This window comes from Polaromonas sp. (assembly GCF_036676035.1).
Classification (GTDB): Bacteria; Pseudomonadota; Gammaproteobacteria; order Burkholderiales; family Burkholderiaceae_C; genus Polaromonas.
On record NZ_JAKFDR010000060.1, the window covers coordinates 53,327 to 64,984 of the forward strand.

The 11,658-nt window shown below is 62.8% G+C and carries 14 protein-coding genes; 9 read left to right on the forward strand and 5 right to left on the reverse strand.

The window, feature by feature from the left end; translation table 11 throughout:
• Nucleotides 1-31 precede the first annotated feature (31 nt).
• The 7 genes from ybiB (at nucleotide 32) to V6M61_RS10055 (ending at nucleotide 4,953) form a co-directional block, all read left to right on the forward strand.
• Nucleotides 32-937, forward strand: a complete 906-nt coding sequence (ybiB, locus tag V6M61_RS10025; RefSeq protein WP_332776427.1) for a DNA-binding protein YbiB — start codon at nucleotides 32-34, stop codon at nucleotides 935-937.
• A gap of 17 nt (nucleotides 938-954) precedes the next feature.
• Nucleotides 955-1,734: a uroporphyrinogen-III C-methyltransferase gene (cobA, locus tag V6M61_RS10030; RefSeq protein ID WP_332776428.1), complete on the forward strand. Its 780-nt coding sequence runs from the start codon at nucleotides 955-957 to the stop codon at nucleotides 1,732-1,734.
• Between the two features lie 291 nt (nucleotides 1,735-2,025).
• Nucleotides 2,026-3,291 carry an NAD(P)/FAD-dependent oxidoreductase gene (locus V6M61_RS10035; protein WP_332776429.1) on the forward strand — a complete coding sequence of 422 codons (1,266 nt, stop codon included), beginning with the start codon at nucleotides 2,026-2,028 and terminating at the stop codon, nucleotides 3,289-3,291.
• Between the two features lie 131 nt (nucleotides 3,292-3,422).
• A complete protein-coding gene (gene rpsU, locus V6M61_RS10040) occupies nucleotides 3,423-3,635 on the forward strand; it encodes a 30S ribosomal protein S21 (protein WP_011484193.1) in 213 nt (70 codons plus the stop codon).
• 122 nt (nucleotides 3,636-3,757) lie between these two features.
• Nucleotides 3,758-4,204, forward strand: a complete 447-nt coding sequence (locus V6M61_RS10045) for a GatB/YqeY domain-containing protein (protein WP_332776430.1) — start codon at nucleotides 3,758-3,760, stop codon at nucleotides 4,202-4,204.
• An 84-nt stretch (nucleotides 4,205-4,288) separates the two neighbouring features.
• On the forward strand, nucleotides 4,289-4,522 hold the full coding sequence (locus V6M61_RS10050; RefSeq protein WP_332776431.1) for a FitA-like ribbon-helix-helix domain-containing protein: 234 nt from the start codon (nucleotides 4,289-4,291) through the stop codon (nucleotides 4,520-4,522).
• Nucleotides 4,523-4,530: 8 nt separating this feature from the next.
• Nucleotides 4,531-4,953: a type II toxin-antitoxin system VapC family toxin gene (locus V6M61_RS10055; protein WP_332776432.1), complete on the forward strand. Its 423-nt coding sequence runs from the start codon at nucleotides 4,531-4,533 to the stop codon at nucleotides 4,951-4,953.
• A 199-nt stretch (nucleotides 4,954-5,152) separates the two neighbouring features.
• Here V6M61_RS10055 and pmbA read toward each other — a convergent pair whose 3' ends face one another.
• The gene (pmbA, locus tag V6M61_RS10060; RefSeq protein ID WP_332776488.1) at nucleotides 5,153-6,535 is read right to left on the reverse strand and encodes a metalloprotease PmbA; all 1,383 of its coding nucleotides are present in this window, start codon (nucleotides 6,533-6,535) and stop codon (nucleotides 5,153-5,155) included.
• 49 nt (nucleotides 6,536-6,584) lie between these two features.
• Between pmbA and yjgA the strand changes: the two genes are divergently transcribed.
• Together yjgA and mog are read left to right on the forward strand one after the other, a co-directional pair.
• A complete protein-coding gene (gene yjgA, locus V6M61_RS10065; RefSeq protein WP_332776433.1) occupies nucleotides 6,585-7,157 on the forward strand; it encodes a ribosome biogenesis factor YjgA in 573 nt (190 codons plus the stop codon).
• Nucleotides 7,158-7,161: 4 nt separating this feature from the next.
• Nucleotides 7,162-7,755: a molybdopterin adenylyltransferase gene (mog, locus tag V6M61_RS10070; RefSeq protein ID WP_332776434.1), complete on the forward strand. Its 594-nt coding sequence runs from the start codon at nucleotides 7,162-7,164 to the stop codon at nucleotides 7,753-7,755.
• 87 nt (nucleotides 7,756-7,842) lie between these two features.
• On the opposite strand, the gene V6M61_RS10075 is transcribed toward mog, so the two are convergent.
• Genes V6M61_RS10075 through V6M61_RS10090 form a run of 4 tightly spaced genes read right to left on the reverse strand, consistent with a single transcriptional unit; the run spans nucleotide 7,843 to nucleotide 11,634 of the window.
• Nucleotides 7,843-8,802 (reverse strand): ribokinase, encoded by a 960-nt coding sequence (locus tag V6M61_RS10075; protein ID WP_332776435.1) that lies wholly within the window; start codon nucleotides 8,800-8,802, stop codon nucleotides 7,843-7,845.
• On the reverse strand, nucleotides 8,802-10,100 hold the full coding sequence (locus V6M61_RS10080; protein ID WP_332776436.1) for a TRAP transporter large permease: 1,299 nt from the start codon (nucleotides 10,098-10,100) through the stop codon (nucleotides 8,802-8,804). The genes V6M61_RS10075 and V6M61_RS10080 overlap by 1 nt, the downstream gene beginning before the upstream one ends.
• Nucleotides 10,097-10,576: a TRAP transporter small permease gene (locus V6M61_RS10085; RefSeq protein ID WP_332776437.1), complete on the reverse strand. Its 480-nt coding sequence runs from the start codon at nucleotides 10,574-10,576 to the stop codon at nucleotides 10,097-10,099. The genes V6M61_RS10080 and V6M61_RS10085 overlap by 4 nt, the downstream gene beginning before the upstream one ends.
• Nucleotides 10,577-10,596: 20 nt before the next feature.
• Nucleotides 10,597-11,634: a sialic acid TRAP transporter substrate-binding protein SiaP gene (locus V6M61_RS10090; protein WP_332776438.1), complete on the reverse strand. Its 1,038-nt coding sequence runs from the start codon at nucleotides 11,632-11,634 to the stop codon at nucleotides 10,597-10,599.
• Between the last annotated feature and the right edge of the window lie 24 nt (nucleotides 11,635-11,658).

The following is an 11,658-nucleotide window of genomic DNA, read 5'->3' on the forward strand; positions in this document are numbered from 1 at the left end:
AAAGTCATCTTTTCTGGCAGACAATTGCCCAATGAGCATTAGTCAGTACATCAAGGTCATCGGTCGTGGCAAGCAGGGCGCGCGCGCGCTGACGCGCGAGCAGGCCAGCGACCTGTTCGGCCAGGTGCTGGACCGCACGGTGACCGATCTCGAAGTGGGCGGCTTCTGCCTGGCCATGCGCATCAAGGGCGAAACACCCGAAGAGATGGCCGGCTTTCTGGACGCCACCTACCAGCGGCTGAACCACCTGCCCGCCACCGACCGGCCCCTGGTCGTGCTGCCCAGCTACAACGGCGCACGCAAGCTGCCGGTGCTCACGCCGCTGCTGGCGCTGCTGCTGGCGCGCGAAGGTCTGCCGGTGCTGGTGCATGGCACGCCCACGGAATCGTCCCGGATTTTTGCATCCGAAGTGCTTCAAGTCCTTGATATCCATGCGCTGACAGCTATTAAAACCATAGCAAATGGCGAAGTCGCCTTTGCCTCGACCGAGCTGTTGTGCCCCGGCCTCAAGCAGTTGCTGGACGTGCGGCGCGCCGTGGGGCTGCGCAACTCGGGGCACAGCCTGGTCAAGATCATGAACCCCTGCCTGGGCAAAAGCCTCATCGTCAGCAGCTACACCCACCCGGAATATGCCGTGTCGATGGCGCAGATCTTCGAGCTGATCCAGGCCAACGCCCTGCTGCTGCGCGGCACCGAAGGCGAGGTGGTGGCCGACGCCCGCCGCACGCCGCACATGGAGGCCTTTATCGCCGGGAAACGCTTTGTGCTGCAAGAGGCACAGCCCGGAACCCTGCCCACGGTGCCCGACTTGGCCAAGACCATTGATGCGGCCAGCACAGCGGCCTATATTCAGGCTGTGATGGCGGGCCAGCAAGCCGTGCCGGGCTCGATCGCCAGGCAGGTGGAACATATCTTGCAACTGGTCAGCAAGCTCTAACTTACACCCATGGCCCCATGAAACACGGAAAAGTCACACTGGTCGGCGCAGGCCCCGGAGACCCGGAACTGCTGACTCTCAAGGCGCTCAAGGCCATCGAAGCGGCCACGGTGCTGCTGGTGGACGACCTGGTCAGCGCCGACATCGTCGCCATGGCCTCGCCCAACGCGCGCATCGTGTACGTGGGCAAGCGCGGTGGCTGCAAGTCCACGCCGCAGGCTTTCATTGAAAAGCTCATGCTCATGGCCGCCCGCGAGGGCGAAAACGTGGTGCGCCTCAAGGGCGGCGACCCTTTCATTTTTGGCCGCGGCGGGGAAGAGGTCGAACACCTGCAGGCCGCCGGCGTTGAGGTGCAGGTCGTCAACGGCATCACCGCCGGTCTGGCCGCCGCCACCTCGCTGGGCGTGCCGCTCACGCACCGCCAGCATGCGCAGGGCGTGGTATTTGTGACCGGCCATGCCAAACCCGGCACGGATCCCGAACAAATCGGCACCGACTGGCGCGCCCTGGCGGCCACGGCCCACAGCGCCCGGCTCACGCTGGTGATTTACATGGGTGTCAGCGGCGCCCAGCGCATCCAGGACGAGCTGCTCACCGGACTGCCGGCGTCCACCCCCGTGGCCGTGATCCAGAACGCCTCGCTGCCCACGCAGCGCCATGTCACCACCACCCTGGGCCAGTTGTCGGCCACGGTGCACCACGAAAAAATGGCCAGTCCCTCGGTCATCGTCGTGGGTGATGTCATCGCCGGCATCGCGCAGGCCGGCTTGCAACACACGCAGACCCGGGTCGCCTGAGCGCGCACCCCACCCCGGCCCCACCTGACGCGCCTGCAAACCTTTGGCAGCCCGCAGATTCACTGGGTGCGCGTGACGGTCGACCCCAAAACCGCCCACGGGTTCACCGTCCAGCCGGTCATCGTCAAGCAGTAGCAGTGAGACGGTAAAGACCTGAGCCGCCGAGGCCATCAAGGGCGCGGCTAAACTCTTGGGTTCGAAAAGACGCGGCAGCCCCGGCAATAGGCCTTGCCCAGGGCGCTATGCTTTTTATAGCTACTCGCACCCGTCTTAGCTGGACCAGGAACTGATTTGACGCATAAATTCGACGTGGTGGTGATAGGCGCAGGCGCCGCCGGGCTGTTTTGCGCCGGTCTGGCCGGGCAGCTCGGCCTCAAGGTCCTGATCGTGGACCACAGCGAGAAAGTCGCCGAGAAAATCCGCATCTCGGGCGGTGGCCGCTGCAACTTCACCAACCGTGACGCCACCCCCGCGCAGTTTCTGGGCGAGAACCCGCACTTTTGCCGCTCGGCCCTGTCGCGCTACACGCCGCAGGACTTCATGGCGCTGCTGCAGCGCCACGACATCCCGTTTCATGAAAAGCACAAAGGCCAGCTGTTTTGCGACCGCTCGGCCGAGGACGTGATCAACATGCTGCTGCGCGAGTGTGACGCCGGCAAGGTCACCCGCTGGCAGCCATGCAGCGTCAAAAGCATCCGCAGCCCAGAGCAGACGGGTGCAAGCAGCTATCAAATAGAGAGCGACCACGGTCTGATCGAGAGCCGGCAGGTGGTGATTGCCACGGGCGGCCTGTCGATTCCCAAAATCGGCGCCACCGACTTCGGCTACCGCATCGCCAGGCAGTTTGGCCTGCGGCTGGTGGAAACGCGCGCCGGCCTGGCGCCGCTCACCTTTGACGGCGAGGGCTGGGAGCCCTATGCCCAGCTGGCCGGCCTGGCGCTGCCGGTGCTGATTGAGACCCGCCCGCTTGAGCCCAACACCACAGCCCGGCAACGCAAAAAAAACACGGTGTTCCTGGAAGACCTGCTGTTCACCCACCGCGGCCTCAGTGGCCCCGCCGTGCTGCAAATCTCCAGCTTCTGGCGCGAAGAACAGCCGATTCGCATCAACCTGGCCCCCAACGCCGATCTGCCTGAAACCCTGCTGCGCGCCAAAGCCAGCTCCCGAAAACTGATTACCAACGAGCTGGCCGGCCTGGTGCCCAGCCGCCTGGCCGAAGCCTGGGTGAGCCAGGACACGGGCTGGCAGCGCCCCATCAGCGACGCCACCGACAAGGCCCTGCACTCGCTGGCCCAGCGCCTGGCCAGCTGGGAACTGACCCCCACCGGCACCGAAGGCTACAAAAAAGCCGAAGTCACGCTGGGCGGCGTGGACACCCGCGATTTGTCCTCGCAAACCATGGAATCGAAGCAGCCGGGGCTGTATTTCATTGGCGAAGTGGTCGACGTGACCGGCTGGCTGGGCGGTTACAACTTCCAGTGGGCCTGGGCCTCAGCCTACGCCTGCGCGCAGGCGCTGGTTGCCAAGCAAAGCGAAGCCACGTTGGCAGCAAATTGACAGCGCCGCCCATCGAGTTTTCGCAGACTTCCCCTGAAATCCCGCTATAATCCAAGGCTTTGCTAGCAAACCCGCGCCTGGCCTGATCCTGATCAGATCAATTAAGGTGCACCTTTTGGATCAATTCATCAATGACCACCATCCGTGTAAAAGACAACGAGCCCTTTGACGTCGCTCTGCGCCGTTTCAAGCGCACCATTGAAAAACTCGGTCTCCTGACCGACCTGCGCGCCCGCGAGTTTTATGAAAAGCCCACGGCCGAGCGCAAGCGCAAAAAAGCTGCCGCTGTCAAGCGCAACTACAAGCGCATCCGCGCCATGCAATTGCCCAAGAAACTGTACTAATCCGTACAGCCTCACGGCACCTTCAAAAAGCCCGCTTGAGGACGCTCCAGCGGGCTTTTTAACTTTTACACCCCCTTCTTCCCTCCCTCTTTCCGAATTTTGCGTTCACCAAGGAGACCGCCATGTCACTCAAAGACCAGATCACCGAAGACATGAAGACCGCCATGCGCGCCAAGGACAGCGAGCGCCTGGGCACCATCCGCCTGCTGCTGGCCGCCATCAAGCAAAAAGAAGTGGACGAGCGCGTGGTGCTGGATGATGTAGCGGTGGTCGCCATCGTCGACAAGCTGATCAAGCAGCGCAAAGACTCCATTGAAGCGTTCCAGAAGGCCGCGCGCACCGACCTGGCCGACAAGGAAACGGCCGAGCTCAAGGTGCTGCAGGCCTACCTGCCCGCCCGCCTGAGCGCTGACGAGGTGACGGCGGCCGTGAAAGCCATCGTCGCCGAGCTGGGCGCCAAGGGGCCAGGTGACATGGGCAAGGTCATGGGCGCGGTGAAGGCCCAACTGGCCGGCAAAGCGGATATGGGCCAGGTCTCAGCCGCTGTGAAAACGGCCCTGGCGGGATAAGCAGCAACAGCAGCGATCAGACCAATTGACTGCATTGCATGCATAGCATACAATGCAGTCATCTCTTATCTCTCAGGCATCATCATGGCCATGCTCACCGTTCGCAACCTCGACGAGTCCGTCAAAACCATGCTGCGCATTCAGGCTGCCCGGCATGGCTGGGCCATGGAAGAGGAAGTGCGGCGCATCCTGACCCAGGCAACCCAGGGTATCGCTACCGACATCAAGCTTGGCAGCCGTATTCATGGCCGGTTCAAGTCGATTGGCGGAGTGGATTTGCCCGCCAGGCAACAGCCGCGTCCCGCGCCAAAGTTCTAAGCCTGCTCATGTACTTGCTCGACACCAATGTGCTGTCGGAGTTGATGCGCCCTGCCCCCTCGCCATCACTACTGGCATGGATGGATGGCCAGGCGGCGCAACATTTGTATATCTGCGCCATCACCCGGGCTGAAATCGAACTGGGCATTGCACTTTTACCGACGGGCAAGCGACGCACTGCGCTGGCCGTTCAGGCCAAGGCCATGTTTGATGAAGACTTTCCGGGGCGCTGCCTAGCCTTCGATGAACGGTGCGCATCCCTGTATGCAGAGCTGGTTGCTTCACGCACCCGCAAAGGTGCTCCGATTTCAGTAGAAGATGCGCAGATCGCCGCCGTTGGCCTGGTACATCAAAAAAACCTCGTGACACGAAATACCGCAGACTTTGAGGAAATTGCGGGACTGCAATTGATCAATCCCTGGCTTGTTTAATTGGCAGCCCGAAAGTAGTGCGACATACTTTGTCATCCTGAGCGCAGCGAAGGATCTCGGTATGCTGGCAAGATTCTTCGCCTTGCTCAGAATGACAGCATGGGTGGCGTCGCCTTCGTTACGGACTGCTGGGTAAGTTCCTGTTTGTCGCTTTAATTACGGGCTTGTAAGTAATTCAAGCCCTGCAGCAACACCTTCATCAGCTCCCAGCCACCTTCATCCGGTTCACCAGGACCGAGCCCACGGTTTTGGAGCCATAGTTGTAGGCATCCGCGCCCACGGCCTCAATGCCCATCAGCATGTCCCTGAGGTTGCCAGCAATGGTGATTTCTTCGACCGGAAAGGCGATCTGGCCGTTTTCCACCCAAAAACCGGATGCACCGCGCGAATAGTCGCCCGTCACGTAGTTCACGCCCTGCCCCATCAGCTCGGTCACAAACAGGCCAGTGCCCAGCTTGCGCAGCATGGCGTCGAGGTCGTCGCCGGCCTGCGTCTGGCGGCTGCTCATCACCAGGTTGTGCGACCCCCCGGCATTGCCCGTGGTGCGCATGCCCAGCTTGCGCGCTGAGTAAGTGCTTAAAAAATAACCCTGCACAATGCCCGCATCGACCACCTTGCGCGCCCGGGTTTTCACGCCCTCTTCGTCAAACGGCGCACTGCCCTTGCCCTTGAGCAGGTGCGGGTCTTCGGTGATGTCGATGTGGTTGGGGAAAGCCGGCTTGCCCAGACTGCCCAGCAAAAACGTGCTTTTGCGGTACAGCGCGCCGCCGCTGACGGCCTGCACGAAGCCACCGAGCAGGCCTGCGGCGAGCGGCGACTCAAACAGCACCGGGCATTCGGTGGTGGCGATCTTGCGGCTTTTCAGGCGCGACAGCGCACGCTCGGCAGCGTAGCGGCCCACCGCCTGCGGGCTGGCCAGCTCGGTGGCGTCGCGCATGGAGCTGTACCAGGCGTCGCGCTGCATGTGGCTGCCCTTGCCGGCAATCGGCGCCACCGAAATGCTGTGGCGCGAGCTGGCGTAGCCGCCGCGAAAGCCGCGGGTGTGGGCGCTGAAAAAATGGCTTTGCTGGGCCGACACGCCGGCGCCTTCGCTGTTGGTGATCAGGCGGCTGGTCCCCAGGGCAGCCGCTTCGCATTCCAGCGCCAGTTGCGCCGCCTGCTCGGAGTCGATGGTCCAGGGGTGAAACAGGTCCAGCTCGGGGTACACGCGGGCAATGTCGCGGTCGGCCGGCAGGCCCGAGGTTTTGTCTTCCGCCGTGAAACGGGCAATGTCGTAAGCGGCCTGCACGGTTTGCTCGATCGCGGCTTTGGAAAAATCGCTGGTGGCGGCATTACCGCGCTTTTGCCCGATGTAGACGGTGATCCCCAGGGATTTGTCGCGGTTGCGCTCCACGTTTTCGAGCTCGCCCTTGCGCACGCTGACACTCAGGCCGCAGCCTTCGGACGCTTCGGCCGCCGCATCGGTGGCTCCCAGCTTTTTGGCATGGGCCAGCGCCGTGTCGACCAGCTCCTCGAAAAAATCGCGGGGGTAGCTAAAACCGGTGGCAGGCTGGTGTTTCGGGCTGGTGTTGGGCTTGGGCATGCGCTTGGCAGTGTTTTGGGTCATATGGGTAGCTATGATACTGACTGCTATGAACAAGAAGACTATTAAAGGCTATTGGTCCAACGGCCGCTTCGTGAAACCCGAAGAAATCGCCGCGCAAGAACCCGGCCCACCGAGTAAAACCCAGCTCAAGGCGCAGGCCGACGAAATGCAGGCGCTGGGCGAAGCCCTGCTCACCCTGCGCGCCGACCTGATGGCCCGGCTGGATCTGCCTGAAAAACTGCTGGACGCCTTGGCAGAAGCCAAAAAGATCACCAACTTTGAAGGCCGGCGCCGCCAGATGCAGTTCATCGGCAAGCTGATGCGCCCGCTGGACCCGGCGCCCATCCGCGAGGCCATCGACGAGCAACTCAATGGCTCGGCCCAGCTCACGCTGGCGCTGCACCAGGCTGAGCAGTGGCGCGACAAGCTGATTGCCGACGACGACGCGCTGGGTCACTGGCTCACGGCCCACCCCGACACCGACGCGCAGCAACTGCGCGCCCTGATCCGCCAGGCGCGCAAGGACGCCAAGCCCGAAAAGCCAGGCGAAGCCCCGCGCCACGGCAAGGCCTACCGCGAGATTTTCCAGCTCGTCAAAGAGCAACTGACCCATGAATAGGCCCATGAGTAACTTCGACCCAGTCCGCATTGGCATCGTCTCGGTCAGCGACCGGGCTTTTAGCGGTGTGTACGAAGACAAAGGCCTGCCGGCGCTGAAAGACTGGCTCACGCGCGCGCTGCACAATCCGATCGAGTTTGTCGAGCGCCTGATTCCCGATGAGCAGGCGCGCATCAGCGCCACGCTGATCGAGCTGGTCGATGCCGGCTGCGCGCTGGTGCTGACCACCGGCGGCACCGGCCCGGCGCTGCGCGACGTGACGCCCGAAGCCACGCTGGCAGTGGCCCACAAGGAAATGCCCGGCTTTGGCGAGCAAATGCGCCAGATCAGCCTGAAGTTCGTGCCCACGGCCATCCTGTCGCGCCAGGTTGCGGTGATCCGGGCGCAAAGCCTGATCCTCAACCTGCCCGGCCAGCCCAAGGCGATCCAGGAAACGCTGGAAGGCTTGCGCAATGACGCGGGTGAAGCTGTGGTCCCGGGCATCTTTGCCGCCGTACCCTACTGCATTGACCTGATTGGCGGGCCTTACCTCGAAACCCGGGCCGACATCTGCAAGGCCTTCCGGCCAAAATCGGCGATTCGCCCGCAGGCTTCCTGAGTTTTTTAATAAAACAGGCCGCTAGCCCTTTTAAATAGGTCGCAAGCAGCTATCGAATCAATAGCAATTAACTGACTGCTGCGGTCTTCACTGGGGGTCGCCGTGCGCGGAGCTATCTTCGTCCAGCAGCGCCCGCACCTGCGCCAGATCCGGCATGCCGCTGATGGCCCCGTGTCCGGTGACCGACAGCGCGGCGGCCACATTGGCAAAGCGCATGGCGGCAGGCAGGGCTTCGCCACGCGCCAGGGCCGCCGCCAGCGCGCCCGTGAAGGTGTCTCCGGCGCCAATCGTGTCGGCCACCGCCATGGGGCGCCCCGGCAGGCTGATGGGCGCCTGCCCGGCCTGGTGCAGCACGCAGCCAGCCGCTCCCAGCGTGACCAGCACCGCTTTGGCACCCCGCGCGATGAGCGCCTGCGCCGCGCTGCTGACTGACGCTTGCTGACCCAGCCCGGCCAGAATGCGCAGCTCGCTTTCATTGGGTGTGAGCACATCGGTCAGCGCCAGCAGCGCGTCCGGCAAGGGATGCGCGGGCGCCGGGTTCAAAACGGTTTTGGCGCCCGCTCCGCGCGCAATGCCAAAGGCCCGCTCAATCACCGCCAGCGGCACTTCGCAGGGCGCCATCACGACCCGGCAGCCCGACAGCAAGGCACGCGCCGCATCGGCATGGCGTGCCGCCAGACCCGCGCCGGCGCCCGGGAAAACCGCAATGCTGTTGTCGCCATCGGCATACACCAGAATCTGCGCCACACCGCTGGACTCGCCCGGCACCTGCTCCACGTGATCCGTGGCGATGCCTTCGTCATGCCAGAGTTGCAGGCCCATGCGGCCAAAATCATCCTGCCCCACGCGGGCAATCAAGGCCACGCGGGCGCCCTGGCGGGCAGCGGCGACGGCCGCATTACTGCCCTTGCCGCCCGGGCTGATGCAAAAAGCCGTTGCCAGCAGGGTCTCCCCGCGGGCAATCGGTCGTGGCACCCTGGCCACCAGGTCAGCGTTCCAGCTGGCCACACAGACCACCTCGGCCGCCAAAGCACCGCTGCCAGCCATTATTTGGCTCCGTAGCCCATGGTCTGGGGCAGCCACAGCACGATCTGCGGGAAGCAGGTCATGGCCAGCAGCAGCAGCAGCAGCATGACGATGAAAGGCCAGCCTTCCTTCATCATTTCACCAATCGGAATGCCGGTCAGCGCCTTGGTCACGAACAGCAGCATGCCAAAGGGCGGATGAACCAGGCCGATCATCATGTTGAGCACCACCAGCACGCCAAAGTGCACCAGGTCCACGCCCAGCAGCTTGGCCGCGGGCAGCAGCATGGGCACAAACACCAGCAGCAGCACCGACACATCGAGAAAGCAGCCCAGCACCAGAAACATCACGTTGACCAGCAGCAGAAACTTGATCTGCGAGAGGTGCATGCTGTCGACCCACTGCGCCATGGCCTGCGGCACGCCTTCAGCCGTGAACGCATAGTTGAGCATGAAGGAGCCGGCCAGGATCATGGTGATCACGGCGCTGCCCCGGGTCGACTCCATCACCACGCCCCAGAAGGTGCGCCAGGTCAGTGCCCGGTACACCACACCGGCCAGAACCAGCGCGTGAAAGGCGGCCACGGCGGCGGCTTCCGTCGGCGTGAAGGCGCCGGAGTAAATGCCACCCAGCAGCACAATGGGCATGGACAGCGGCAGGGCGCCGCGAAACACAATCGAAGGCCATTCGCCCAACGGGATCTTGGCCTCGCGCGGCATGTTGCGCTTGGCGGCAATGAAGTGCACCACCACCATCATCAGTATCGCCATCAGGAAGCCCGGCACCACGCCACCAATGAACAAGGCGCCGACCGAGGCCCCCGACACCAGTGCGTAAATCACCATCGGAATCGACGGCGGAATGATGGGGCCCAGCGTGGCGCTGGCCACCACCACGGCACCGGCAAAGCCGCGGGTGTATTCCGGCTTTCTGAGCATCTGGCGGATGGTGACCAGACCGGGGCCGGCCGCATCGGCTATGGCGCTGCCGCTCATGCCCGAAAACACCACGCTGACCAGAATGTCCACCTGGGCCAGACCGCCGCGCACGCGCCCGACCAGAATGCGGCAGAAGTCAAAAATGCGCTCGCTCACCGTGCCGGCATTCATGATGTTGGCCGCGAACACAAAGAGTGGCACCGCCAGCAGCACATAGCTGTTGTACAAGCCGTTGCCCACTTGTTCGGCCACCAGGCCGATGTCCTGTCGCTTGACCATCAGGTAGGCGATGCCCGAGGCCAGCATCGAAAAACCGATGGGCATGCGCAGCAACATGCCGGCTACCAGAACGAGAACGAGAACCACGAGTGCCGATGTCATATGCGCAGCTCCGCTTCAAGACCCACGCCCCGAATCGCGTTCCAGATGGCCCACGCCGAGCGAACTACCAGTGCCGCCAGCAACAGCACAAAGGGGAAAAAGACCCACATGAAGGAAACACCCAGCACGGGTGTTCCTTCACGCGCCATGAAATGCACGTAGTCCCAGCTGGCCGGAATGCCGCACAGCGCCAGGCCGCCTATCAGCAGGTTGCCCACGATCTGCATCACCTGCCGGACGCGCCAGCTGACGCTGTGCCAGACCAGATCGAACACCACGTGCTCGCGCTCGGGCACCACAAAAGCCGCCGCCCACAGAATGGCCCAGACATACAGGATCACGGCAGCTTCGTCGGTCCATGCCATCGGCTTGTTGAACCCGAAGCGTGCCGTGACCTGAATCACAAACACTAGAAACAAGGTCAGGAACAGTCCGCCGCCGATCGCGTCGGCAGCTTTTTTCGGCCAGCTCTTCATGGTTGCTATGCTTGCCCTGCTTACTTGGTGGCGTTGATGCGCTCAAGCAGGCCTTTGGGCCAGGCCTTGGCGTACTCGGAGTTCAGGTAGGTGGTCTGCACCGACTTGCGGAAGGCGTCCACGTCGGGCGTGCTGACCTGCAAGCCCTGCTGCTTGAAGAAATCAACCAGTTGCGCTTCTTCCTTGAGGCGGTTCTCGTTGTTGTAGCTTGAAGCCGCCTGCGCAGCCGCCTTGACCTTCTGCTTTTGCGCTGCATTCATGGCGTTGTAGGCCTTGTTGGAAATCGAAATGAAGATGCCGTCCACCAGATGGCTGGTCAGCACGATCTGCTTGGTCACTTCATAGAACTTGGCGGCGCGCACGGAAGGCAGGGGATTGTCCTGGCCGTCGATGGTGCCGGTCTTCAGGCCCAGGTACACCTCGCCAAAAGCCAGCGGGGTGGCGGTGGCGCCCAGCGCCTCGCCCAGGAACAACCACTCCTTGGAGCCCGGCATGCGCAGTTTCACGCCCTTGAGGTCGGCCGGCGTCTTGACGTTGCGAGCCTCGCGCAGATTGACCTGCCGGGTGCCAAGGTAAATGGTGGACAGCGGCGTGATGTCCATTTTTTCAGACACGGTCTTGAACATCTCGGTGCCGATGGGGCCGTTGAACACTTTTTGCTGGTGGTCCGGGTCGCGCACGATATAGCCCGCGGTGAAAACCGAGAACTCGGGAATCAGCTTGGCAATGTCAAAGGCGGAGATGGAGGACAGCTCCAGATTGCCGCGTGCCATGGCCGCGGGCTCGGTGCCCTGCTTGAACAGCGAAGCGTTCAGGTTGATCTGCACGTCGAATTCGCCGGGCGCGCTTTTCTCCAGGGTGTCCTTGAATACGGTCCACATCTTGGCATGCCAGTCGTCGGGCACGGCCGGGGTGGACACGCGCAGCAGCACCTTGTTGGAGGCCTGTGCCTGTACTGGTGTGTGCTGCAGCAGCGCGCCCATCAGCAGCACGGCGGAAGCGGTGGCCAGCAGGCTGCGGCGGACCTGGGAAGTTAGGGAAGTTTTCATGGCTTTCATGTTGTCTCCTTTGTAATGAACGAG